At 43.2% G+C, this 25,043-nt stretch carries 26 protein-coding genes; 20 read left to right on the top strand and 6 right to left on the bottom strand.

Going from position 1 to position 25,043, the window contains the following annotated elements; translation table 11 throughout:
• Positions 1-18: 18 nt before the first annotated feature.
• Together JZO70_RS07910 and JZO70_RS07905 are read left to right on the top strand one after the other, a co-directional pair.
• Positions 19-1,488, top strand: coding sequence for a xylulokinase (locus JZO70_RS07910; RefSeq protein WP_207673008.1), 1,470 nt, complete (start codon positions 19-21; stop codon positions 1,486-1,488).
• Positions 1,485-2,018, top strand: coding sequence for a DUF4428 domain-containing protein (locus tag JZO70_RS07905; protein WP_207673007.1), 534 nt, complete (start codon positions 1,485-1,487; stop codon positions 2,016-2,018). Before JZO70_RS07910 ends, JZO70_RS07905 begins: the two co-directional genes overlap by 4 nt.
• A 64-nt stretch (positions 2,019-2,082) precedes the next feature.
• Here JZO70_RS07905 and JZO70_RS07900 read toward each other — a convergent pair whose 3' ends face one another.
• Together JZO70_RS07900 and JZO70_RS07895 are read right to left on the bottom strand one after the other, a co-directional pair.
• Positions 2,083-3,213 carry a hypothetical protein gene (locus JZO70_RS07900; RefSeq protein ID WP_207673006.1) on the bottom strand — a complete coding sequence of 377 codons (1,131 nt, stop codon included), beginning with the start codon at positions 3,211-3,213 and terminating at the stop codon, positions 2,083-2,085.
• A gap of 292 nt (positions 3,214-3,505) precedes the next feature.
• Positions 3,506-4,057: a hypothetical protein gene (locus JZO70_RS07895; RefSeq protein WP_207673005.1), complete on the bottom strand. Its 552-nt coding sequence runs from the start codon at positions 4,055-4,057 to the stop codon at positions 3,506-3,508.
• Between the two features lie 328 nt (positions 4,058-4,385).
• Here JZO70_RS07895 and JZO70_RS07890 point away from each other — a divergent pair, with 328 nt between their 5' ends.
• Complete coding sequence (locus JZO70_RS07890; RefSeq protein ID WP_207673004.1) at positions 4,386-6,044, top strand: alpha,alpha-phosphotrehalase; 1,659 nt, start codon at positions 4,386-4,388, stop codon at positions 6,042-6,044.
• A gap of 117 nt (positions 6,045-6,161) precedes the next feature.
• On the opposite strand, the gene JZO70_RS07885 is transcribed toward JZO70_RS07890, so the two are convergent.
• The 3 genes from JZO70_RS07885 to JZO70_RS07875 are packed head-to-tail and all read right to left on the bottom strand — an operon-like array spanning position 6,162 to position 9,671.
• A complete protein-coding gene (locus tag JZO70_RS07885; RefSeq protein ID WP_207673003.1) occupies positions 6,162-6,617 on the bottom strand; it encodes a PTS sugar transporter subunit IIA in 456 nt (151 codons plus the stop codon).
• Position 6,618: 1 nt separating this feature from the next.
• Positions 6,619-8,811, bottom strand: a complete 2,193-nt coding sequence (locus tag JZO70_RS07880) for an alpha-galactosidase (RefSeq protein WP_347565108.1) — start codon at positions 8,809-8,811, stop codon at positions 6,619-6,621.
• Positions 8,808-9,671: an AraC family transcriptional regulator gene (locus tag JZO70_RS07875; protein WP_242703841.1), complete on the bottom strand. Its 864-nt coding sequence runs from the start codon at positions 9,669-9,671 to the stop codon at positions 8,808-8,810. The genes JZO70_RS07880 and JZO70_RS07875 overlap by 4 nt, the downstream gene beginning before the upstream one ends.
• A gap of 153 nt (positions 9,672-9,824) precedes the next feature.
• Here JZO70_RS07875 and JZO70_RS07870 point away from each other — a divergent pair, with 153 nt between their 5' ends.
• From JZO70_RS07870 to JZO70_RS07840, 7 genes are all read left to right on the top strand, one after another.
• Entirely contained in the window at positions 9,825-11,165 is a 1,341-nt protein-coding gene (locus tag JZO70_RS07870) for a glycoside hydrolase family 32 protein (protein ID WP_207673002.1), read from the top strand.
• Positions 11,166-11,177: 12 nt separating this feature from the next.
• On the top strand, positions 11,178-12,563 hold the full coding sequence (locus JZO70_RS07865; protein ID WP_207673001.1) for a PTS transporter subunit EIIC: 1,386 nt from the start codon (positions 11,178-11,180) through the stop codon (positions 12,561-12,563).
• Positions 12,564-12,701: 138 nt separating this feature from the next.
• Positions 12,702-13,421, top strand: a complete 720-nt coding sequence (locus tag JZO70_RS07860) for a dihydrofolate reductase family protein (RefSeq protein WP_207673000.1) — start codon at positions 12,702-12,704, stop codon at positions 13,419-13,421.
• A 123-nt stretch (positions 13,422-13,544) separates the two neighbouring features.
• Positions 13,545-14,390 (top strand): SDR family oxidoreductase, encoded by an 846-nt coding sequence (locus JZO70_RS07855; RefSeq protein ID WP_207672999.1) that lies wholly within the window; start codon positions 13,545-13,547, stop codon positions 14,388-14,390.
• A 183-nt stretch (positions 14,391-14,573) separates the two neighbouring features.
• Complete coding sequence (locus JZO70_RS07850; RefSeq protein WP_207672998.1) at positions 14,574-14,876, top strand: hypothetical protein; 303 nt, start codon at positions 14,574-14,576, stop codon at positions 14,874-14,876.
• 22 nt (positions 14,877-14,898) lie between these two features.
• Positions 14,899-15,153: a type II toxin-antitoxin system RelB/DinJ family antitoxin gene (locus JZO70_RS07845; RefSeq protein WP_207672997.1), complete on the top strand. Its 255-nt coding sequence runs from the start codon at positions 14,899-14,901 to the stop codon at positions 15,151-15,153.
• 197 nt (positions 15,154-15,350) lie between these two features.
• Positions 15,351-15,653, top strand: coding sequence for a hypothetical protein (locus JZO70_RS07840; protein WP_207672996.1), 303 nt, complete (start codon positions 15,351-15,353; stop codon positions 15,651-15,653).
• 201 nt (positions 15,654-15,854) lie between these two features.
• On the opposite strand, the gene JZO70_RS07835 is transcribed toward JZO70_RS07840, so the two are convergent.
• Positions 15,855-16,463: an NAD(P)H-binding protein gene (locus JZO70_RS07835; RefSeq protein ID WP_207672995.1), complete on the bottom strand. Its 609-nt coding sequence runs from the start codon at positions 16,461-16,463 to the stop codon at positions 15,855-15,857.
• Positions 16,464-16,603: 140 nt separating this feature from the next.
• Here JZO70_RS07835 and JZO70_RS07830 point away from each other — a divergent pair, with 140 nt between their 5' ends.
• From JZO70_RS07830 to JZO70_RS07785, 10 genes are all read left to right on the top strand, one after another.
• Positions 16,604-16,969: a nuclear transport factor 2 family protein gene (locus tag JZO70_RS07830; protein ID WP_207672994.1), complete on the top strand. Its 366-nt coding sequence runs from the start codon at positions 16,604-16,606 to the stop codon at positions 16,967-16,969.
• Positions 16,970-17,050: 81 nt separating this feature from the next.
• Entirely contained in the window at positions 17,051-17,944 is an 894-nt protein-coding gene (locus JZO70_RS07825; protein ID WP_207672993.1) for a LysR family transcriptional regulator, read from the top strand.
• Between the two features lie 200 nt (positions 17,945-18,144).
• Positions 18,145-18,855, top strand: a complete 711-nt coding sequence (locus JZO70_RS07820) for a carboxymuconolactone decarboxylase family protein (RefSeq protein WP_430748891.1) — start codon at positions 18,145-18,147, stop codon at positions 18,853-18,855.
• Between the two features lie 15 nt (positions 18,856-18,870).
• Positions 18,871-19,254: a MerR family transcriptional regulator gene (locus JZO70_RS07815; protein WP_207672992.1), complete on the top strand. Its 384-nt coding sequence runs from the start codon at positions 18,871-18,873 to the stop codon at positions 19,252-19,254.
• Between the two features lie 19 nt (positions 19,255-19,273).
• Positions 19,274-20,107 (top strand): SDR family oxidoreductase, encoded by an 834-nt coding sequence (locus JZO70_RS07810; protein WP_207672991.1) that lies wholly within the window; start codon positions 19,274-19,276, stop codon positions 20,105-20,107.
• A gap of 13 nt (positions 20,108-20,120) precedes the next feature.
• On the top strand, positions 20,121-20,759 hold the full coding sequence (locus JZO70_RS07805) for an NAD(P)H-binding protein (protein ID WP_207672990.1): 639 nt from the start codon (positions 20,121-20,123) through the stop codon (positions 20,757-20,759).
• A gap of 22 nt (positions 20,760-20,781) precedes the next feature.
• Positions 20,782-21,306: a cyclophilin-like fold protein gene (locus JZO70_RS07800; RefSeq protein WP_207672989.1), complete on the top strand. Its 525-nt coding sequence runs from the start codon at positions 20,782-20,784 to the stop codon at positions 21,304-21,306.
• 88 nt (positions 21,307-21,394) lie between these two features.
• Positions 21,395-22,132 (top strand): flavodoxin, encoded by a 738-nt coding sequence (locus JZO70_RS07795; RefSeq protein ID WP_207672988.1) that lies wholly within the window; start codon positions 21,395-21,397, stop codon positions 22,130-22,132.
• A gap of 487 nt (positions 22,133-22,619) precedes the next feature.
• Positions 22,620-23,045, top strand: a complete 426-nt coding sequence (gene spx, locus JZO70_RS07790) for a transcriptional regulator Spx (RefSeq protein WP_207672987.1) — start codon at positions 22,620-22,622, stop codon at positions 23,043-23,045.
• A gap of 84 nt (positions 23,046-23,129) precedes the next feature.
• On the top strand, positions 23,130-24,932 hold the full coding sequence (locus tag JZO70_RS07785) for a glycerophosphodiester phosphodiesterase family protein (protein WP_207672986.1): 1,803 nt from the start codon (positions 23,130-23,132) through the stop codon (positions 24,930-24,932).
• The last annotated feature ends 111 nt before the right edge of the window (positions 24,933-25,043 follow it).

The following is a 25,043-nucleotide window of genomic DNA, read 5'->3' as shown; positions in this document are numbered from 1 at the left end:
GAGAAAGCAGGGGAAAAGATGAAGCGACCAATTTATGTGGGCTTAGACATTGGGACCACCGCGGTAAAAATTTCAGCGGTTAACCAGCAGCTGGAAACCGTGTATGAAGTCCAATATGGGTATGACTATCTGATTCCTCATAAAGGCTGGACCGAAATCGAACCTGATACTTGGATGGAAATTGTGTTGGAGGGGCTGACTCAGCTCTTCCAGCATATTTCAGAAAAGCTGGTTGCCGGCATTGGCATTACCGGTCAGATGCACACGACGGTTTTTGTCGATCAAGCCGGGAATTCAATTCGGCCGGCGATTATGTGGAATGATCATCGCACGAAAGAACAAATTCCAGCGATCAAGCAGCAGCTGTTAACCAATTCCAAGGCTGCCCATATTGCAAAAATTGTTTCCACTGGCAGTCCGTTGGCAAGTTTATTGTGGCTGAAGGAAAATGAACCAGAAAATTACCAGCAGTTGAATAAATTTTTGATTGCGAAGGATTACGTGAAGTTGAAGCTTACTGGCACTTATTCTACCGATTATTGTGATGCTTCCACGTCTTCTTTGTATGATTTGAATCAAGATGCCTGGTCTGAAGAAGTTCAAGAATTATTTGGTCTGGATGCTGGCGTGTTTCCGGAAATTTTGCCAGCAGCGACCATGATTGGTGAGTTGACAGAAGAGATATGTAAAAAGCTGGGGATCGAGAGTAAGATTCCAATGATTGCAGGAACTGGAGACAATGTGGCTTCGGCTTTAGTTTCTGGAAGTTTTGACCATGATCAACCGTTAGTTTCACTGGGGACTTCAGGTGTAGTAGTGATTCCCAACAAACATCATCAATTGAAGCAAACCGGCAAAAATGTAGTCGCCAAATTAACTCCAGAGGACCAGTCCATCATCACGCAAGGAACCGTTCAAGCCGGAGCCAAGGTAAACAGCTGGTGGCTGGAACAAATTTTACATACAAGCGATTATCCAGCAGAGCAGCAAAAAATCCCTCGCGAAATGTTAGGCGAAAACGATGTCCTGTTTTTCCCGCATATGAATGGGGAGAAAACTTTGTTCGCTAATCCTGAATTACGAGGTGCTTTTGTAGGTTTGAGTCTCGAAACCACCCGAGAAGAAATGTATTTGGCCGTTTTAGAAGGATTAGCATTTGGCATTCGTCAGCTGTTTGTTTCTATGAAAAACGAAGAGCAGCCGGACTATTTTACCATTGTTGGCGGCGGGGCGAAAAGTGCCTTATGGATCGAAATTTTTGCCAATGTGCTGGGTTATCCCATCAAACGGGTGATGACCTCGCAGGAAGCTGTCCACGGCGCAGCGATTTTAGCCATTATGGGCGTCGAAGGCAGTTTTGAATTTCCGGAAAGTGACTACCAAATGGTCCAGCCAGATCCGACATTAATCAAAAAATACACGACACGCTACAAAAAATATCTGAAATTGACGCAATTGTTCCTACTAGCCGGAGGTGAAGAAGAGTGAAAGAATGCCTATTATGCAGCGCACCACTAAAATTAGTCAAATTCAAATGCGCAGAAGGCCATGTCTGCAAGGTCTGTTACGAAAAAGTCAGCTTGAATTTTACCCAAACCATCAAAACAAACACAAAAGAAGAATTGCTGGCCCGTTTAGAAAATGAGCCAACCGATGCCTTTGAAATCTCGCGAAAAGTCAATCAACTGATTTTATTTGACGACAACCAGCAGCAGCTTTGCCTACCCAACCATAAGAAATACACCAAAGAAAACTTGAAACCTGAGTTTTATCCCTTTTCTTCGATCCTAGATTGCCAAGTGGTAGAGGAACAAGTCGAAAAAATCGTTAAGAAAAAGAAACAAACGCTAGGTACCATCAAAGTGGTGATCACATTTGCTGGTAAGCAGCCAGTGACCCGGGATATTTGGTTGATTCCTAATTTGATCGACAATACTAGCATGGCCTACAAAACGATGCGTTCGCTGGCAGAAAGTATCATCAAGGAAATTGACCAATCACGAAATGCGGCCGCCTAACTAAATGAAGCAGCAGGGGAGGGACTTAAAAAAGTTCCTCCTATTTTTTATGCACGGTAGATGCCTACCGTTTTTTCCGCTTCCCGTTTTTGCCTTTCTTGCCTTTTCTACCTTTTTTGCCCAGGGCTTTATCAATTTTCTGCTGCTTTTGTTTTTCCTGGCGCTGTCGGTAGATTTCTTCTTTACGGAAAAGGTCTTCTGAGGTATCTGCCTCTTCCTGAGAAGTTTCCCTAGTCATTAGGCGTTTTTGCCAATCCTTCAACAGAAAATCCAGGATTTCCTTAGGATTTTCTTCGGGCGCGAACCTTGTCCGGACATTCTTTACCGGGGTTCCCTCCAACATAGCCATCGCCGTCCGACTGATCTTTTCGTCGTCAGGCAACCGATTGATATGAACGCCCTCAAATAAAAAGTCGTACAATTCATCCTTCGTTTTTCCTTTTAAATTAGAGTGAGCAGCATATTTTTGAGGAGCCGGCTGGGTCTCTGTTTTCGCTTCAGTGGCATCTTCCGCGGCTTCAGCCTGATGCAGCAGCTCATTGATTCCCCATAGTTTTACCGGTTCTTCTTGGTTGGCACAATCGTAGTCATCTTCAGGAGTCACAAAGCGGGATTTGGCTAATTCGGTAAAATGGCGCACGCCATCCTTTTCAAAGATGCTCAAGGTACTTAAAATGGACAGGGCATCGCAGTTTTCCTGGGTAGAATAGCTGCGGTGAACATTTTTGATGGTACAGCGATGCTTTTTGCCGGTTTCATCGAAAAAGGTTAAGGCCAGATTCTTCGGTGTATCTACTTCGCAGCGGCCAACGTGCAGCAGCGGGCGGATGTGTTCGGTATGTAAACGAGCGGACTCGGTGACTTGTAAATATTCATTGTGGTCGGTAAATAGGCTGTCTAGGATTCCTTGCCACTCTTTTTTATCGAAATAATCTTCAAAGTAAATGCACAAATGGCGCACGGAGGTCAGTTCGGAGGTATGATTTAAAAAGATGTCGCGAATGGTATCATGAGCAACAAAGGATAAATTCTCAATAGAGAAAAAGTTGCGGACCATTACCATAACAGCTGCTTGGATAATATATACCGCATCAGCTGTCGCTTCGAAGTACTGTAAAAAACGCTTGTCCATCGAAGGTTTCGAAAGATTAAGTAGTTGTTTTTGTTTTAATAACGGAAGTTTCTTGCTTGTCATTTTTTTTTGCTCCTCGTCTACAGGTGAATTGATTTCATGGCAGGATAAATGCTTGCCTTAAATTTGATTCTATTGTAAAAGATAAGTAAAACGTTTGCAAGAAGAAATTTATCAATTTGCCATATTTTTTTAATCATAATTTCCCAGCAAAACAAAAAAAATCAAAACTTCTCTCACAGCGGAAAAGTTTTGAGACTTAGTTAGAAATCATAAAAGAACACTTGTTATTTAAATGGATTTCAACAATAACCAGCTCCCTTGAATGGCTATTGCACCAAGGAAAAACGAAAAATCACAAGATCTTGGTAAGCTGATTAAGGTCTTTTCCCGCGAAAAGCTTCAAGGTGCTGAGCACGAATAAAAGATCGGCACTTTCTGGCGTCTTAAATTTCCCCATAATATCTTTGCCGACCACACGTTGTCCTTCGTAGACGAAGGATACATCCAATCTTTTCGTGACTTCCTGACAGCCAGAATGCAGCAGGGGATGAAGGTATTCAGTGCGGGAACGGGAAAGCTCAGTCAGATCCAAAAATTTCTCGGGACTCTTAAACAGGCGAGCAATCAGCGTGCACCATTCATCTTTATTAAAATACTCGCGGAAATGAATACAGTGCTGCCGGACGAACTGGAGATCGTTTCTAGTTAGAAAAATTGTGCGAACCAAGTCCTTGGCGATAAAAGAAAAGTCCTGTTTATTGAAGGCATTTTTCACTAAAACAGCGACGGCTGCTTCAATCAGATAGTTGGCGTCGTTGGTTTTCTGGTAATGGGTAATCAGCCATTTTTCTAAGCTGGCTCTGTCCAAGCTAAACAAATTTTGTTCCTGCAGGGCTGTTGTCATCGTTGATTGCTCCTCGTTGAAATAAAATGTTTATTTAATTGTAATCAATACAGTAACCGATTTCAAGTGCAATTTTCACCAGCATTTATGTGCGGGGGAACATCTTTCAGTTGATGTGAAAAGTCAGTGGTTCTCGGTAGGGAGAAAAAAGTATTCCATAACATAATTATGTAAACTAACAAGCGACAGATTATATCATTTCGCTTTATCTTTACAGAATTCTAAGCAAATATTTGATTTTTGCATAGATCGGTTAGTTTTTCCCATATATCCCTTAGATAGTTATAGGTAGTATTAAAGCCAAACAGGAAAATAGAGGAGCGTAAAATTGAACAACTGGTGGAAGAAAGCAACCGTTTATCAAGTCTATCCCCGTAGTTTCAAAGATACCAACAATGACGGAATCGGGGATATTCGCGGCATCATTGAAAAGCTGGATTATTTGGAAAAATTGGGCATTGATTTGTTGTGGATCACTCCCATGTATGTCTCGCCGCAAAAGGATAATGGTTACGACATATCCGATTACTATCAGATTGATCCTTTATATGGCACGATGGCGGATTTTGAAGAGCTGGTGCAGGAGGCCGAGAAAAGAAAGATCGCAATTATGATGGATATGGTCTTAAATCATACCTCAACAGAGCATCAATGGTTCAAGGAAGCCCGTAAAAGCCGGAACAATCCTTATCGCGACTTTTACTTTTGGCAAGATCCTAAGCCAGACGGTACTCCCCCGAATAATTGGAAATCCCGTTTTGGCGGCACTGCCTGGAAATATGACGAAGCCACCGGCCAGTCTTACTTGCATTCATTTGACGAAAGCCAAGCTGATTTGAATTGGGAAAATGAAGCTGTTAGAAAAGAGTGTGGGAAAATTTTAGCCTTTTGGGCCAAGAAGGGCATCAAGGGGGTTCGCCTAGATGTGGTGAATTTGCTGTCGAAAACGCCAGGCTTGCCGGATGATCCGATTGTTGGACCCACCGGAGATGGTCGAACCCATAATGTGGATGGTCCTAAAATCCATCAGTATCTTCACGAACTGAATCAGCAGGTCTTTGGGCCTATGCAGCTGGTGACGGTGGGGGAGATGTCCTCTTCTACGCCGGAAGAATGTGTTTTGTATTCTCAGGAGGAGCGGGAAGAACTTTCCATGATTTTCAGCTTTTATCACATGAAGGCTGATTATCAGGACAACGCCAAATGGACCAATGAACCATTTTCGTTAGCAAAATTGAAACAAAGCCAGTCGCTTTTGCAGCAAAAAATGCATGAAGGAAATGGCTGGAATGCGTTATTTTATTCCAATCACGATCAGCCTAGAGCCTTGTCGCGTTTCGGCGATGATCGCATCTATCGTCAAGAAAGTGCCAAAATGCTGGCGATCACCCTTTTTGGTCAGCAGGGAACGACTTATATTTATCAAGGCGAAGAAATCGGCATGACCAACGCTTATTTTTCCACCATTGAAGAGTATCGTGATCCCGAAAGCTTGAATGCCTATCGCGAATTGCTTGCCTCTGGTGTCTCTGACCGTGAAGCGCTGATCATCCTGCAGCTGAAATCGCGAGACAACGCCCGCACCCCAATGCAGTGGGATGACAGCAAGTACCAAGGTTTTTCAGCGGTTGAACCGTGGCTGGTAGTTAATAATAACCAGATATCCGCCGAAAAAGAACTGAAGGACCCGAATTCGATTTTTTATACCTATCAACGCCTGATCGCTTATCGTAAAATGTTCCCCGTCTTTACAGAAGGAGATTACCGGCTGCTGGATGAAGAGCACAGCGAATTATTCTGCTACGAAAGAACCTGCAATCAAGAAAAACTGCTGGTCATCAGCAATTTCACCCGGAAAAATGTAGCTTATCAGCTGCCAAGTGACTACAAAACCGCTGAGATTCTCGAAAGTAATTACGGCAGAAAACAAGTAGAAGCAGCGTTTCAGCTGAAGCCTTATGAAAGCTTGATGATTTACCAAAAATAAGGATCTAACATACGTTTCCCCAAAAATCCCATGAATGAGCGAGAAAAATCGTTCGTTTCATGGGATTTTTCGGCAAAATAAATGAGTATAGGCGGCCGCCTATACTCAAACATTATCTTATAACTCACCTAAAGATTGGTGGGCTTTCACCTGTTGATCACTGGTCAACTCAATCGAATCAATTCCTTCAAGAGCAACAATCACCGTTGTTTGTTTGCCTTGCTCCAGAATGAAAGGGAAGTCTACTTCTGCCAGCAAGGTCTCCTGTGTGACTTTTTGGCCTTCCGTAACTTGAACATCAATTCCTTGTCCCTTGAGTTCCACCGTGTCGATCCCGATATGGACTAAAACTGACTGACCTTTCTTGGTTTCCAACAAAATTGCGTGCTTAGTAGGGAAGACGCTGACTACTTTGCCCACTATGGGACTGAACACTTGATTTCCCTCCGGCTCAATGCCGAAACCATCCCCCATTGCTTTGGAAGAAAACACCGGATCATTCACCTGTTCCAATTTAAGTAACGTACCAGATGCCGGGGCAAAAATCATTTCTTTTTTCTTGTTAAAAAACATACTATTCACTCTCCATTTTCTTTAGTGTTATTTTTTGAACGGCAAAATCACCTTTTTTATTGTCCAACGCCAAGCCACAATGAGCCAGCTCTGAACCAGAATACACCTGGTCGGTCCCGACTATCTGATACATCCCGTCTTCATCCAGATAAGGGATTTTTACCAGCAATGACAGATCAAACACTTGATAGCGATTGCGGAAAACATAAACGATTGCTTGTTCCTGCGCCTTGTCTGTAAATAGCCAAGCACATAGATTCCCCTCAAAAGGGGAGAGCAGGCGATAAAACTGGCCCTGCATGATCAATTCTCTTTCTGCTTTATAGGTTTGCAGGTGCTGGCGAATCATTTCCTTTTCCGCTTCATTCAGATGAATAATATCCATTTCGTACCCCATGTTGGTAGAAGAAGCTAATGCCGCTCGCGTTTCAAAAGGCACCGTTCGATTGGTTTGATGATTAGGCACATCTGAAACATGACCGGTCATGGACGAAATCGGGAACAAATTGCTGGCACCGGATTGAATTTCCTGACGATCCAGGCCGTCGGTATTGTCGCTGATCCAGGTCTGCGGGAAGTAATACAACATCCCAACATCCAAGCGGCCCCCGCCGCTGGAACAATTTTCAAACAACACTTCAGGATAGGTGCTGGTTAACGCATCAATAATCCGATACAACCCCAGCATATAGCGATGCCCATATTCAAAGGCCGGAAAATCTCCCCGTTGCGAAAAAGGATCGGTCAGGTGACGATTCATATCCCACTTCACATAGTTCACGCCAAAATCTTCAATCGCTTGAGATAAGGTGTGGATGATAAACTGTTGAACATCGGGATTAGTTAAATCTAGGACCAACTGACTGCGGCCTAGAATCGGTTCGTAATTAGCACTGCGCATCACCCAATCAGGATGCTGCTGGATTAACTTAGTATTGGGGGAAATCATTTCCGGCTCAAACCAAATCCCAAAGCCCAGGCCTTTTTCTTTGGCATATTCCACTAAGGGTTTGATCCCATTAGGAAACTTCTCGCCATCGACAGCCCAATCACCCAGCGAAGTTTTACTGCTGTTGCGCTTGCTATACCAGCCGTCATCCAATACAACCGTTTCAAAGCCCAGCTCACTGGCGGAATCAATCAACTGCTTAATCAAGGCTTCGTTGACATCGTAATAAGTCATTTCCCAACTGTTAATTAATACCGGCCGCGCCTTGTTTTTCCAAGCCGGATGAATCAAATGATCGGTAAAAAATTGATGGAAGCTTTGGGAGCTGCCGTTAAATCCCAGATCGCTGTAGCTCAGCACAGCTTGCGGACTTTGCAGCGTTTCACCGGAATGAAGCTGCCAAGCGAAGGTTTCACTGTTTAGGCCAATTTGCAGACGCAGGTGATTGTATTGATCCAGTTCCAGGGCAGTTTCATGATTGCCGCTGTAGATCAGGGTCATGGCATGGACCTCGCCTTGGAATTCATTGGCGTCCTTTGACAGCGCCAGGTAAGGCGGATATTGCGGACTGCTGGCCCCCCGAGAGCTGCCGATTTTAAACATACCATGCTGGATTTCCTGCCGATTTAACTGAAATTCCTTTTGGTGGGTACCGTAAAAGGTAGTAGAAACTTGCCCGTCATACCTAGTATCCAGCGATGCACTCAGCAACTTAGTCACTTTAACGGTTTCTGAACCAGCATTTTTAACACTAGTCGAACGAACAATCACCGATGATTCTGCGAAAATCGTATAGTACAAAGCCACTTCAATTTGAGCAATTTCATCGAACAAATAGACAATTAACGTTTGAGCCTGCTCTTCCGTATTTCTAGCATGGGGCAGGTCAGTCAGTTCCGGTGCACCATCAACAATTTCGTAGCCTTGATAGGAGAAACGGGTAATCGTTTCGCAATTTTTTTGTTCAATTTGCAGTGCGGGACTGCGAAAATCCCCTTGATGGGCAAAAGGCAGCTCAAAAGGTAAAAATTCTGGCGAAATTTCCGGCTTTTCGTTGTTGGGTGCTGCCGCAAAGGTGCGTTTCTTCAGTGTTGGCCGATTGCTGAAGTGATAGCTGGTCAGCTTTTTCCCCCAATAACGATGGATCAGGTAAGTTTCCTCCACGATTTCCATAATGTAGCTGATTTTTTCATTGGTTAAGTGAAACAAGTTGGTTTGTGGATCAAATTGGATCAGATTTTTCACTTGGCACGGTGCTCCTTTCTAAATTCCGAGGGTGAACAGCCAATTTCCTTCTTAAAAAACTTAGAAAAGGACAAGGCATCGCTAAAGCCTACCGAACTGGCGATTAGACTAATAGGATCGTCACTTTCCATCAACAGTTTATTGGCTTTGTTTGTTTTCAAATTGGTCAGATACTTTTTTGGCGAGATTCCCATCTCTTCTTTAAACATCAAGGACAAGTAATTAGGATGAACCCCGACGGAATAGGCAATATCAGAAATGTGAATGTCATCGTGATAATGCAAATCCATGTAACGCATCGCTTGGAAGGCCGCCGAAGCATCATGAACGCTGGCCGCATCCTTGGCCTGAACCTCCTCCAGCAGGGTACCGACAATATTGTACATAATTCCGTTAATTTTAAAGTAAGAGGAACGATTGTTGTGATTCAGCGCCAGAATTCGATTGACTTCGTCTTCATAAAAGGAAGCATTCTCGCAATCCATCACATAGCCCTGCTCACTGGACTGAATCAAGGTATGGATAAAATTCCCTGATTCGATGCCGGTAAAACCAATCCAGCAGTATTTCCAAGGGTCGTCCTTGTCGGCTGTATAGGTAGAAACTACATTGGCCGGGACGATAAAGAACTGATTCTCATGAACTTCAATGGTACGATCTTCAATTTCCAGCAGACCTTTGCCCTCCTTAACAAAATGAATAAAGTGATAATCCCGTCTTTTGGGGCCATAGCTGTAGCCAGGCTCACAATACTCAATGCCGCTGTTGTACAATATGAAGTCTGAGATACTTTTCTTCGAGAAATCGGTAAAACGGTCGGTGTATTCCTTCAAAATAGTTTCCATGCTTGCATTATACATGGGAACGCTTTACAAAAGTTCATAATCTTAGAAATTTCCATATTTTCCTTATTTTTTTCCATATTCGAAATAGGGGTATCGATGGTAAGCTTTCAGTAACCTAGGCGATGTAAACGCATTAATGTTAAAATAAACAGTAGAGGAGCCTCTAATTTGAAACACAAATATAAAAATTCTTTCCATATAGAGCCGGCGCAGGGATTGTTAAATGATCCTAATGGATTGATCCAATACCAAGGGAAATATTATTTTTTTCATCAATGGAATCGCTTCAATACCAATCATGAATATAAAGAATGGGGCCTGTTCACATCCACTGACTTAGTCAACTGGGAGAATCCCGGGACAGCCCTTGTGCCGGATCTCGCTGACGACAAAGACGGGATCTATTCAGGAAGTGCCATTGAGCATGATCAGAAAATGTATTTGTTTTATACTGGAAATACTAAAACAAAGGGCATCAGAAAAAGCTGGCAAAAAATTGCCGTTTCCGCTGATGGCAAAACCTTCATTAAAGAGCCTCAAGGGATTGAGACACCGGCTGGGTTTACCGAACATCATCGTGATCCCAAGGTTTGGCAAAGCCAAGGCAAGTGGTGGATGATCGTCGGCGCTCAAACGACGGAGAATGTCGGGGCAATTACCTTGTTTACTTCGACTGATTTAATCAATTGGGCCTTTCAAGGGACCTTTTATTCCGATCCAGACTTAGAGCAGATGTGTGAATGTCCCGATGTGTTCTCCCTGACGGATGAGGTGGATATTTTAACCGTTTGTCCGCAAAAACGCTCATCTAATGAAGAAATCGATTTGCCAGTGTCTAGTTATGCTGGTTATTCGGTAGGAAAAGTGGATTACCAGCAGAAGCAATTTGTGCCTACAGGCGAAATCCAGCTGCTAGATCAAGGCTTTGACTTTTACGCCCCACAATCATTTCAGGATGATAAGGGCCGACGAATCATTGTCGCTTGGATGTCCAGAATGGATGAGGAACAAGAAAAGCAGTGTCCTACTATTAAAGAAGGCTATCTCCATTGCCTGACCATGCCCCGAGAATTAAAGTGGGAGCAGGGCCAGCTGCGGCAAGTTCCGCTGAAAGAGTATCAGCAACTAAGAAAAGACCAACAAACGTATACAGCTGCTGAAGAAGTCATCAAAAATCAACAGACAGCTTATGAATTAGTAATTGATTTTAAAGAAGAAGTTTCAGCATTCGATTTGACACTAAATGCTGAAGCCAATTCGCTTCAATTTAAAGATAACGTCTTGCAGGTTAGCCGGATCAACTGGGTTTCTGGGGAAAAAGAAGTAAAAGAAATCCCGTTAGAAAGCTTGCACAAGCTTCAAATCTTTTGCGACACTTCTACGTTGGAAATATTTATCAACGATGGACAATTTGTTTTTTCGATGCGCAACTTCCGCACCCGGTCGTCTAGCGATATTACCTATAAACACTTGAATGAAAAAGGTTCGGTTGTATTTTACAATTATTAAGGAGAATGAAAAATGACGAATAAAGAAATAGCTGCGAAAATATTAGAGCTGGTGGGCGGTACGAAAAATGTTCAATCCGCAACTCATTGTGCCACCCGATTAAGAATTATCACCAACGATCAAGACAAAATCGATATGAAGGCCGTTGAGAATCTTGATAAAGTCAAAGGAAGCTTCTTCAACTCCGGTCAATATCAGGTGATTTTAGGAACTGGCTTGGTAAACAAAGTTTATGATGAGTTTATGCCATTAATCGATGGTTCAGGTAAAGTGTCAGCGGAAGCAACCGAAGGCAAACAAAAAATGACCTTCCAGCGGGCGATCCGAATCTTCGGTGATGTGTTTGTACCGATTATTCCTGTATTAGTAGCGACTGGTTTATTCATGGGGTTAAGAGGTCTGTTTACTCAAGATGCCATTTTAGGAATTGTTGGCTTAACTGCTGATGACATTCCGCAGCAATTATTGTTGTTCACGCAGATTTTGACGGATACAGCCTTTGCCTTTTTGCCAGCCTTAGTCGCTTGGTCGACTTTTCGGATTTTTGGCGGCACACCGATTTTAGGGATTGTACTTGGCTTAATGTTGGTAAGCTCAGTTCTGCCAAATGCCTATGATGTTGGGCAGCAGGCAGCGGAACCGTTAGTCTTCTTCGGCTTCATTAATGTAGTCGGCTATCAGGGCTCAGTGTTGCCAGCTTTTGTGACCGGGATTTTAGGTTCCAAAATCGAAATTTTCTTGCGGAAACGGATTCCGGATTCATTGGATTTGATTTTAACTCCGTTTCTAACCTTATTAATTGGACTTATTTTGGCATTATTCATTATCGGGCCGGTTTTCCACGAAGTTGAGATCGGCGTATTGCATGCAGTTGAATTTTTACTAGGCCTGCCATTAGGAATCGGCGGACTAATCTACGGCAGCTTCGGCCAATTGTTGGGAATTTTCGGTATCCACCACATTTTGAACTTTTTGGAAATCAGCATGCTGGGGCAAGACGGCTGGAACTATTTGAATCCGATTGGGACTTGCGGGAATATTGCCCAAGCCGGAGCGGTATTGGCAGTAGCGATCAAATCCGTTTCACCTAAAATGAAACAAATTGCCTTTCCATCGGCTTTATCGGCTGCTCTAGGAATTACTGAACCTGCAGTGTTTGGTGTAACCTTGCGTTTGATGAAACCATTTATGATGGCGATGATTGGCGGCGGGATCGGCGGATTTCTTGCTTCGATTTTGAATCTGCGGGCAACTGGGATGGCTTTAACAGGAATTCCGGGAACACTGCTTTACTTAAATGAACAATTACCGTTGTACATTTTGGTGAATTTAGTCGCCTTTGCGGTAGCCTTCGGTTTAACTTGGACGTTCGGTTATAAGAAGGATCAGGAACTATAAAATTTTATTCGTTTACCTGCACACTTTCGATTGGAAAATCTGAAGTGGGCAGTTTTTTTGCTTGACCTAAAGTTAACTTCAGCAGTTAGACTGTTGATAGTGAGTAATTCTAAAAAACAGAAAAGTGAGGAAAAAATCATGACACAACCATTTATCTTTTGTCACATGCTGATTTCAATTGACGGGAAAATTACCGGAAAGTACATGAATACACCGGAAGGGGAGGCGGCAGGGGACTTCTTTTACCAAGTGGCCTTTGGTGAAAAGCCTTTTTATAAAAATCAAGGCTGGCTTTCCGGCCGTAAAACTACCGATGACAACTTTACCATGTACAAAGAACCTGTTTTGCCAGAGAGTTTCGAGGCGGTTCCAGCCGGAGACTACATTATCGAAACCGGCAAACCTATTTATTATATCTCGATCGATCCTTCCGGCAAACTAGGTTGGGAGAAAAACACGATTACTTACCAGGATACAACGGCGACGGTGATCGAAGTCTTGACCGAAAAAGTATCCGACAACTATAAGGCCTTTTTACGCAGCTTGGATATCCCATATATCATCGCCGGCAAAGAAAGCATTGATCCCAAACAAACTGTCGAAAAGCTGCAACGGCACTTCAACCTTGAGTCCATCATGCTAGGCGGCGGTGGATTATTGAACTGGTCATTTATTGAAGCGGGTGTTTGTGATGAGGTCAGTTTAGTGGTGGCACCCGTGGCTGATGGCTCTTCTGACAGTCCATCGGTGTTTGAAAACGGCAGCTTGAGCGGTGATAAAGCCGTTGCTTTTTCATTAGAGCAAGCCGAAACGCAGGAAGACGGCACCTTGTGGCTGCGCTATAAAGTGAAAAAATAGGAACGAATCTCCTCTAATTTTTGCATTAGTTTAACTTATCCAACTGATTAGCAATCAAAATTGTTCCAGCGGCTAAAAAGTTTAGAATAGGTAGCAGATAGAAACTATTGGAGGAATTCAAAAATGAGTAAAAATAAAGATGTTGTTGTACTAACCGGAGCTGGCCTAATTGGTGTAGCGATCTCCCGCCGAGTTGGCGCTGGTAAGCACTTAGTTGTTGCCGATTTATCAATGGAAAATGCTGAACGAGTGGCGAAGGATTTGTATAACGCTGGCTTTGAAACAACTGCTGCGACGGTCGATATTTCTTCTCGGAAATCCATTCAAGCCTTAATTAAAGAAGCGCAAAGCTTTGGCGAAATTACTGGAGTTATCAATGGCGCGGGCGTTTCACCATCTCAAGCACCTATCGAGGCGGTTTTGAAGGTGGACTTATACGGCACCGCTGTTTTATTAGAAGAGTTTGGACAAGTCATCGCTGAAGGCGGATCTGCTGTGACCATTTCTTCTCAATCCGGCCACCGCTTAGGCTCCTTGTCTGAAGAAGAAAGCGAACTGTTGGCAACCACGCCAACAGAAGAACTACTGAATCTTGAAATGGTGCAAGCCAAAAACGTCAAAGACACCTTGCATGCCTACCAATTATCAAAACGCTGCAACGTCTTGCGGGTAATGTCCGAAGCAACTAAATGGGGCAAACGAGGCGCGCGAATCAATTCCATTAGTCCTGGGATCATCATTACACCACTAGCCAACGACGAATTGAACGGACCTCGTGGTGAAGGTTATCGTCGCATGATCGACGGCTCACCGGTTGGCCGGGCAGGAACCGCGGATGAAGTAGCCAACGTAGCAGAATTGTTAATGAGTGACCGCGGTTCATTTATCTCCGGCAGTGATTTCTTGATGGATGCTGGAGTAACGGCATCTTACTGGTATGGGGATTTATCGCCAAAGATGTTTAAATAATGGAAATAGCCTCGCTTCAGTTTGAAAGCTGGAGCGGGGCTTTTTAGCGAAATTTTATTGAAAGTACGTTGAGAATCGCTTACAATCAAAACATAATAATTGCTGGTAATTAGTTTACAAAAGCCAGTTGAAAACAAAAAAGGACTTGTTTGTTTTTCCAATTTTATTCGAGGAGGCTAGATCATGAGTAAAGAGCTGAAAAAAATTCTTATTATAAAGATTATTCAATATTCAATTTTCGGGATTTCACTAACCGCAGTAATAGTAAGGGATCGTAGTCTGTCAAATTGGCCGTTCTATCTTATGATAATAGGAATACTTTTAGCAAATCTTGTCCCTATAAAATATCGCTCTAATTTCTCTTCTACTGATCCTGGTTTATTTTTAAAGAATCACACAAGACATTTAGAGAACATCATCGATATGACAATTAATTGTTTGGTTATCTTTTTAGTTACTGTTATAGACATACTTAAAAATATATGAACCTGTGAAAGGGTGTAAGTTTATGGCTCATCTGAATATGAGGCTTGATGACAATCTAATAAAAGAGGCCTGCGAAGTTTTTGACAGTTTGGAAATGGATTTGACTACAGGTATTAGAATCTATCTGACAAGAGTTATTAGAGATAGAGGAATTCCTTTCGACTGGACCTCACCAAAAAGTGATTTTGACGAAGCGTTAATGGATATGGAGCACGGCAACTACAAAACGTTCAATTCCGTAGAAGAACTTATGAAGGACCTGAATAGTGAAGATTAGAATAGTCGCTATCTGAATAAGAGGAAATCCCGCTTCAGTTTGAAAGCTGGAGCGGGGCTTTTTAGCGAGCTTTGATTGTAAGTTAGTAAAAAAAGCATACACTGGCTATGATGATCGCTGAGAATTAGTTTTCAAAAGCTAGTTGAAGACAAACAGGACTTGTTTGTTTTTCCGATTGTATTTGAGGAGAACGACCTATGAGTAAAGAGTTGAAAAAAGTTGTCATTGTAAAGTCTATTCAATATTGTACTTACGCGATTTCAGTAACAGCAGTTTTATTAAGGGATTTTAGTCTGTCAAGTTGGCCTATATATCTTGTGTTAATAGGAATACAATTAACAAATGCTCTTCCACTCAAATATCGCTCTAATTTCTCTTCTACCGATCCTGGTGCGTTTTTGAAAAAACACACAAGGCATTTTGAAAATATCATCGATATGACAATCACTTGTTCAGCTCTTTTTTTAGTTGTTTTTATACACATACTTAAAAATACATGAATCCTGTTAAGGAATTGTTTATCCGCACAATCGATGCTGTTTGAATCTCGTTGTATCTCGTCGTATTTTCATGTTGCCATTAATGGCATATTATTCTTGTGTAAGGGTGTGGGAATAAGGAACTAAATATTGAAGATTAGAATTGTTACTATCCAACAAAGAAAATTTACCCGCTTCAGCATAAACTGGAGCGGGAATTTTTTATTCCGGCCGGTTAATACCGACACTTTCCTTCACATATAACTTATCGCTTTCGGCAATTTTCACCACTAAATCGGCAATACTTTTACGGGAAACGTCATGCCCGCCAAAAGGTTGCCCCTTCAAGGTCACTTCGTAGTCAGTATCATTGGAACTGTCAAACCAACCAGGCCGAATCACGGTGTAATCCAATCCGGAAGCTTCGATCACATCGGCTGCATCGCGATAATTCTGCAGCATCGGACTGCTTTGCAGATTGCCAGCGGCACCTAGTGAAGCAGGAATTTCGTTGTAAATGCCCATTGAAGCAATGAAAATAATCTTTTTGACGCCTACTCGCTTCATAGAAGACACAATCGCCTCAGCCATTTTCTTCAAGTCACCGCTCAAGCTGGCAAAAACCACATCTTGCCCCTGCATTGCTTCATCTAATTCAGTGGGATTCAAGACACTACCGGCAAAAAATTTTTCCCGGTTTTCATCGATGCCATGCAAACGATGGGCATTTCTGGAAAACAAGGTTAACTGATCTTGTGTTTGTTCTAAAAAAAGCTTTCTTGTTACCTGACCAACCGATCCGGTGGCACCAACAATTAAAATATTTTTCATTACGAATATCCTTCTTTCTTTTCTACTATGAGATTCAGTCTACAGGTTCGTGTGCACTCTAAGTCAAGGATTATTTCTTTATTGACTTGGAGTGTACTCGAAGACTTATGATGAATGTAGTTAGGAAGGTGGACAAAAAATTGACGGATCAACAAGAAGTAGTTGAAGCTTACCGCAATCATCATAGGTGGATGATAGAAGCGGATTTAGAAAACTTGCAGGAAACGTTGGCACCGGATTTTTATTTACGCCATATGTCAGGCCTCCAGCAGCCCAAACAAGTCTGGCTGCAAGAAATTGCTACAGGTGGCATGAACTATTTAACTTCTAAAGAAGAGAACATAGAAGTCATCGTGACTGGCGACACGGCTCATTTAATCGGTCAAAATCGGGTCGAAGCGATTATTCATGGCACTCACGGTACTTGGCCGCTGCAATTAGAGATGGAATTGCAAAAGGTTGATGGAAAATGGCTGATTAACTATGCCATTGCTAGTATGTATTGAGCCATTCATTGAAAAAACCACAATTGCTTTTTCCAATGAAGTTTGTTTTACTTGAGGTACTAAGTTGTGGTGGTGAAGAAGATGCTTTTTAAGCAGATGAACTATTTTGTGACCGTGGTAGAAAAAAACAGCTTTACTGAAGCAGCCGCCGAGTCCTTTGTGTCCCAATCGGCCATTTCCCAACAGATCCAGGCCTTGGAAGAGGAGCTGGGGGTGGAATTGCTGCAGCGGCAGCACCGCAAGTTTACTTTGACTCCGGCAGGTGAACATTTTTATCGTGAGGCTAAACAAATGCTGGCGCAAATCGATGAGCTGGTGACCGAAACCAAACGGATTGCTGAAGACGAAGAAACGCAGCTGAACCTGGGGTATCTGCGAGTCTACAGTGGTCAGGAATTGCACCAAGCGATTGCCGAGTTTTCCATGACTTATCCCGAAGTTTCGATTAATATCGTCAACGGCACCCATGAAGAACTGTACCAAGAGCTGCGGCAAAATACGGTGGATGTCGTTTTAAGCGATCAGCGGCGGGCGTTTTCCGATGAATATGTAAACTTTGAACTGGTTCAGCCGGAGGTTCAGATTGAACTTTCTGCCCGCAATCCGTTAAGCCAGCAGGATGCGATAGATATTCAGGCCTCGAAGGGGATTCCGTGTATTTTGATTGCCAACTCTGAGCAGCAGGCTTCAGAAGAAGATTTTTACCGGAACACATTAGGCTTTGACGGTACGTTTCTTTTTGCGGAAAGCCTGGAAGAAGGCCGGATGATGGTGATTGGTAATCGCGGCTTTTTACCGATTGAAGTTGCCGGTACGCTGCCAGCACCAGCGGTTTCCGTGAAGCGGCTGCCACTGACCAAAAACGGCAAAGCCTTGATTCGCAATTATTGCGCGTTTTGGCGCAAGGAGCGAACCAACTATTATATAGAAGAGTTTGCCAATGTGTTGAAGAAATTGTTTGATGAAGAAGAATAATGGAAACCCTCGATTGAAGCCAAAACTTCAGCCGAGGGTTTCTTTGCATTCTTGTATTAGCAAAACTTATCCATGAGATTAGCAACCCAAATTGTTCCTCCGCAGCATTCTGCGTAGAATGAAGCCTATAGAGAAGAACAACAGAAATGGGGATAAATAAAATGACGCTGACGCAACGTGCGATAGACTTCCACGAAAAAATGTTTCCCGGGTATGTATCAGATTTTCTAAGAACCGATCCTGAATTTATCGAACGCTTTGATAATTTCGCCTTTGATGAGGTGATTCAGCAAGTTAACCTAGACGACAAAACTAGAATGATCGCCATTTTATCCGCTCTTTTAGGTCAGCAGGGGATTGACGAATTTAAAGCGATGGTGCCTGCTGCGATGAATTTGGGTGTTACCCCGATTGAAATCAAAGAAGTGGTTTATCAAAGTGTCGCTTATCTCGGCATCGGCCGGGTGTTTCCATTTTTAAAAGCCGTAAACGAAATTTTTGAAGCCCAAGGTATTCCGTTGCCGCTGGAAGAGCAGGCCACCACAACAACTGAGAATCGCTTAGAAAAAGGTGAAGAAGTTCAAGTAGCGATCATCGGTGAACAGATGAAAGGTTTTGCCACCTCTGGTTCGAAAGAATTCCAGCACATCAACAAATGGCTGGTAGACAATTGCTTTGGCGATTATTACACCCGCACCGGCTTGGATCACAAACAACGGGAAATGATTACCTTTTGTTTCTTGGCGGCTCAAGGCGGATGCGAACCCCAGTTGACATCCCATGCCGGCATCAACATGCGGATCGGCAACGATAAACAATATTTAATCGATATTATTTCTCAGATTCTGCCATTTATCGGCTATCCGAGAAGTCTAAATGCCTTAAACTGTGTCAACACTGCCAGCAAGTAACGAAAGGATGATTTTATGAATATCAAAGAAGCTAGTCAAAAACTGGGAATGTCAGCCGACACCATTCGCTATTATGAAAAAGTGGGGATGATCCCGCCAGTCAACCGTCGCGACAACGGCATTCGCAATTTTACCGAAGCAGACCTCTGCTGGTTGACCTTCGCCAAGGAGATGCGCAGCAGCGGCTTATCGATTGAAGCCAGTATCAAGTATATTCACCTTTACGATACCGGCGGCGATGCGACCATTCCGGAACGAAAAAATATCTTGTTAGAACAACGTCAACTGATGCAGGAAAAAATGCAGGAGCTGGAAGCATCGATTCATGCCCTGGACTTGCGAGTAACCAATATTGAAGCCTTAGAAAGTATGTCGACGGATGATTTATTAGTCGGCTAAAGAAAGAAGCGAAAACAACATGTCAAAAACTTATTTAATCACCGGCGTCAGCAGCGGCTTCGGTTACGAATTAACCAAACAATTACTAGCCAAAGGTGAAACCGTCATTGGTACGATTCGCAACGACAAAAATGTCCAACATTTGATGGAAGAATATCCTGATACCTTCTTCCGCAAATTTTTAGATGTAACAGACGTTTCAGCCATCCAAGCGTTAGTGAAAAAAATCTTTGACCACTTAGACGCAGTCGATGTCGTCATCAGCAATGCCGGCTACGGCCTGTTCGGAGCAGCTGAAGAACTAACCGATGAACAAGTAGAACACATTATTGCCACCAACTTAACCGGTTCTATTCAATTGATTCGTTCCGTTTTGCCATACTTGCGCAAACAAGGACACGGGCGCATCATTCAGATGTCAACTTACGGCGGTCAAGTGGCCTTTGCCGGAAATTCCATGTATCACGCAACCAAGTGGGGGATTGAAGGCTTCGTGGAATCCGTCGCACAAGAGATGGCCCCCTTTAATATCGGCATGACCTTGGTTGAGCCTGGCGGTGCCCGCACCGAATTCCGTTACGGTTCTGCCCAAGTGGCTAAATTAATGCCGGAATACAACGGCAATCCAGCCCATGCCTTTTTATCCATGCTGGATCCGGCGAATGGCTTGGCTCCCGGTGATCCTGTCAAAATGGCGGAACGCATTATTGAAAGTGTCGATATCAATCCAGCACCGTTGCGAATGGTTTTAGGCACCGTCGCGCTGGACAGTACAATTGATACTTTGGAAAAACGTTTAGCAGAGTTTAAAGCTCAAAGAGAATTAGCCGCTTCGACGGATATAGTTGAGTAGAAGGAGAGAAAAAATGAAAATCATGATTTTAGGAGCAGCTGGCGAGATTGCTGGTATGCTAAGGGAAAGATTACTAAAGGAAACCGATCATGCGCTGATCTTATATGCTCGCAATGCTGAAAAACGAATAAAAAATACCAATCCTGAACGGGTAACGATCGTTTCTGGAGATTTCAACGACCAAGAATTACTCGAAAAAAATATTGCCGGCGTCGACTTAGTTTATCTAAATGATATGAATTCGCCGGAAGCCACTAAAACTATCGTGTCTGCGATGCAAAACACTGGTGTTCCTTGGATAATCGGCGCAACCATCTTAGGAATTTATGATGAAGTAGTCGGTGAGTTTGGAAAATGGAATGCTCGCATGGTGGGTACACCCGGTACTAATCGCCACAAAGAATCCAGTGCTGCTATTGAAGAATCTGGCTTAAGTTTCACGTTGCTGCGACTGACTTGGCTGTACAACGAAGCTGGTAATACCAATTACATGATTTCCCAAAAGGGTGAACCATTTATTGGTGCTGAAGTTTCTCGCGAAGCTGTCACCCAATTGATTTTAGATATTCTAGCAGACCTTGATACGTACAAGAATACCAGCTTAGGCGTCAGTGAACCCGACACCGATTTTGCCAAACCGTCTTTTTACTAAAGCCATCCAATAAGGAGAATACATGAAAAAACTTTTATTCGTCGCCTTTATCTCAGGCCTGGCCTTTTTAACCGGCTGCGGCAGTCAAGAGAACACAACGGAAACAGAAGCAAGTTCGTCATCTAGTACTGCAAATGCAGCCAGTCAGTCGTCAGCTGAACCAGAGAATCAGAGCCAAAGTGATCAGGCACAAACCACGATCCAAATGACAGCCGACGATACCGTGATTACCGGCGTCCTAGACAATTCCGCTGCTTCGCAAGCTTTCATTGAAACTTTGCCGCAAACGATTTCCATGAACAGCTACGGGGATCGCGAATATTATGCTTCGATAGACGAAATCACAGAGCCCGGCGAAGAAATTGACGATTACACCAATGGCGATATCTGCTACTACCCGCCAGGGCCCTCCTTCGCCATTTTTTACAACCAAGAAGAAAGCTCCAATCAAAGCGGGCTAATCAAATTAGGAGAAGTCACCTCCGATCTAGCTGCTTTTGGCGAGCTGGATGATACAGTAGAAATGACTATCGAAATAGCAGAGTAACGAGTAGCCGAGGATTGAATAAAAATACCATGCATAATTGATCGTGCATGGCATTTTTAGCAAATGATAACAGAAGGGAAGCGAAAATATGATGAAGCGAAAACTTTTTACCTGCATGACTCTTTTGCTAGTGGGCGGCGTCTTTGCCGGATGCAGCGGGGAAACCAACACTTCCGTCAGCAGTCAAAACTCTCAAGAGGAATCAACAGCTGAAGAAAGTAATCAAAGCGAAAACAGTGCCGCTGACACCGACAGCACACAAGCTTCAGAAACCGGAAGCAATCTCCTAATCGCTTATTTTTCCCGAGTAGGAAACACTGAGTTTGACTCAGATGTGGATGTGACGGCATCCGCAAGTTTAAATGAAGTCAATGGCGAAATGACCGGCAATGCAACGATGCTGGCAGATGCGGTTCAAGAAGCAACCGGCGGGGACCAGTTTCTAATTGAAACTGTCGAAGCTTATCCTTCTGATTATAATGACACCACCGACCAAGCCAGTGAAGAGCAGAGTCAGGAAGCTCGACCAGAATTGTCAACTACCGTGGAAAATATGGATCAGTATGATACGGTCATTTTAGTTTACCCAAACTGGTGGGGCAGCTTGCCAATGCCGGTAGCCAGCTTTTTAGAAGCGTATGATTTTTCGGGTAAGACCATCGCGCCAGTTTGCACCCACGAAGGCAGCCGCCTAGGCAGTAGTCAACGGGATATTGCCGCACTTTGTCCAGATGCACAAGTAAACGAAGGTTTAGCGATTCATGGCTCAGATGCCTCAAATGCCGACGGTGAAATTCAAAGCTGGTTAGCTGGTTTGGATTTATAAGGAAAACCATATATTGTCAGATCAAATCAAGGATTTAGTAGACGTTCCAATTAAATTGGCAGAATAGCGCTTTCGTTAAAATAGTCTTATGCAATTAAATAATTAATCCATCCTATCACAAACTCAAACAAACAGCGTTGTTTCAACTGGAGCAGCGCTTTTTTCAATGGTGATTCCAGCGGCACCATCAACTTTTTCTGCAAAATAGAAAAAGTTGATGGTGCGATTTGAGCATTATTCTCCTGTTGTTGATTGGAATAGACCATTGTAGAAAAAATCTTAGAAAGACTGTAACAACAGGCTTTTCCTGCCGCATCAACCCTAAATAGAATTATTGTTAAGTTATAAAAAGAGCAATTGTGAAACCTAAGTCAAAAATAGTGGAAATTTTGAATCCAATCGCTTAACAAACGATAAAAAAAGAGGTAAATTGATTTCAGCAGATGGCTAATAATAACTATCGAAAATAAGAAAGGCTGAGATTAAAATGATTAGATTATATATTTCCCCAAGTTGTACTTCATGTAGAAAAGCGAAGGCCTGGCTAAAGAATGCGGGATTGGAATTCCAAGAACGCAACATTTTTTCTGAGCCGTTGACAAGAAATGAGATCAAAGAAATTCTTTTATTAACTGAAACCGGCACCGAAGAAATAATTTCGACGCGTTCAAAGGTTTATGAAAAATTGGACATTGATTTGGATGATTTGAGCTTTAACGAATTGGTCACTTTATTGGCAGAAAATCCTGGGATGCTGAGACGACCAATTATGATCGACTCCAAACGCTTGCAGGTGGGCTACAACGAAGAGGATATTCATCAATTTATCCCTCGTAAAATTCGCCTTTACGACGCTCAAGTGAAAGCAAGACAATTAATGTATTTAGAAATGCAGCAGCAAGAATTAGTTTAACCATCAATCCGAAAGTCTTACTCATTAACGAGTAGGGCTTTTTTGGGCTTTAGTTTAAGAAAAACACTGCAAATTCTTAGGAAAATGGACAAATCGCTAAAATCTCCTTATACTGCTTACATGAGCAAATTTAATTTCTTAAAAATAATTCGAATAGGCGGCAGCATTCTTTTGGTGCTGATTTGCGCTTTTGTCGGACGACGGGTGGATGCGCCGGTCTCCAGTTCAGAAATCATTCAGGATTCGCTGTTTTCTCAGACCAACTTTCCCAAGTACGCGTCGGCAGACAATTTCAAGTGGAACTCCCAGGATGACAGCTGGGTGAACAGCCAATATGCAGAGACCTTAGATAATCAGTTTCAGCAAAAAAACGAGTTCAACAGCCGGCCAGTTTTCCGGCTAATTAACAGCGAGAAAAAACAAACAATTTATCATTTAATGGCGGATTTGACTTACACCAGTGACGTTGAAGAAGTGGCGTTTGTAGTTTGGGGCGCGGAGGACCAGTCGGATATGAAAAAATATCCCGCGGTGTTTGATCCAGCAGCTAAGATTTGGCAGGCAGATGTTCCGATCATTGATCACAAAGTTGCCGGGCGCTATCAAGTACGGCTTTTGATGACTAAGACCGACGACCGCTCTGATGAGTTGAATTTTGGCGAGTTTGAAGTCACTCAACCAACTGTTTCTGCCAAGTTGGATACCACCAGAACCGACAAAGGCCAATTTGACCTCTCAATACAGGTGCAAAGTGCGGCGGATATTGAGAAGCTGGAAGTTCCAGTGTGGGCCAAAGAAGACAAAAGCGATCTGAAGGTGTACGAGGCTCAGCAACAAGATCCCACCACCTACAAGATTCGGATGGACTACGAGGATTTCGACTTTAAAAACGGCACCTACCATTCGGAAGTCTTTCTAACCAGCAAAAACGGTTTATCAGCCCAAAGTGAACAAAACAAAGCTGAAATCAAATTGACCTTACCAAAACGAGTACGGGTTCTGGAGGAGGCTACTATTTACCAAAATCGGGCCTTGACGGAAGGGGCAACTCCGCTGGAACGTAATGCCACGGTCGAGGTTGAAGGTGTTGTCTACAATGACGAACAAAAGATTTTCAAAACTAAAGAAGGCTACATTCCTGCCGATAACCTGGATGTTAGTGAAAAAAGCGAAAACGTGCAGTATGTCAGCCATCGCGGCAACAGTCGAGTGGCGCCGGAAAATTCGATTCCAGCCTTTCAACAGGCAACTACCTGGGGCGTCGAGTCCGATGCCCGCATGACCAAGGACCGTCAGTGGGTGATGATGCATGATGACACTGTCGATCGCATGACCAATGGCACAGGCCTGGTTAGTGAGTTGACGTTAGCGGAAATCAACGGGCTGCGCATTGATCATGGCACAAACGTTGAAACCTACGACCAGAGCCAACTGGTAGTTCCCACACTAGAGGATTATTTGATTGCCGTGCAATCAATTGGCAAAACACCGGTGATTGATTTGAAGCCCACAGAAATGACGGCGGCGGATTACGATAGCTTGGCTTATTTGATCGATTATTACGGCTTTGCCGAAAGCGGGATGGTGATCTCCTTTGACTATCCTCATCTGCAGGAGATCAAGCAGCGCTTGCCGAATATCCATGTGCAGCTGTTAAGCGATGAACTAAACGAACAGCTGATCACCGATGTGTACAATTTAGGCAGCAACGCTGGTCTGGATATTCGCTACGACAGCATTATTTCTCAAGTTGAGCTGGTGGCCCAAGCCCAAGCACGCGGTCTGCGGGTCAATGCTTGGACGATTCCGAAAAAAGAATGGAAAACTGCCAAACGGCTGGGGGTCGATTTCATTACCGCCAAAACCGGACCAAAGAAAAAAGCATAATATAATAGAAGAAAGACGGCTTAGTTTTTGAATTAAGCTGTCTTTTTTGGGCTTTTAGAACCGGAAAATTCATTTTCTTTATCAACCCTTAGTATTTTGCATCGAGTAAAA

The sequence above is a fragment of the Candidatus Enterococcus moelleringii genome (assembly GCF_017377575.1).
GTDB lineage: Bacteria > Bacillota > Bacilli > Lactobacillales > Enterococcaceae > Enterococcus_A > Enterococcus_A moelleringii.
The sequence above is the reverse complement of the archived record's forward strand: the minus strand, read 5'-3'. Positions and strand labels throughout refer to the sequence as shown.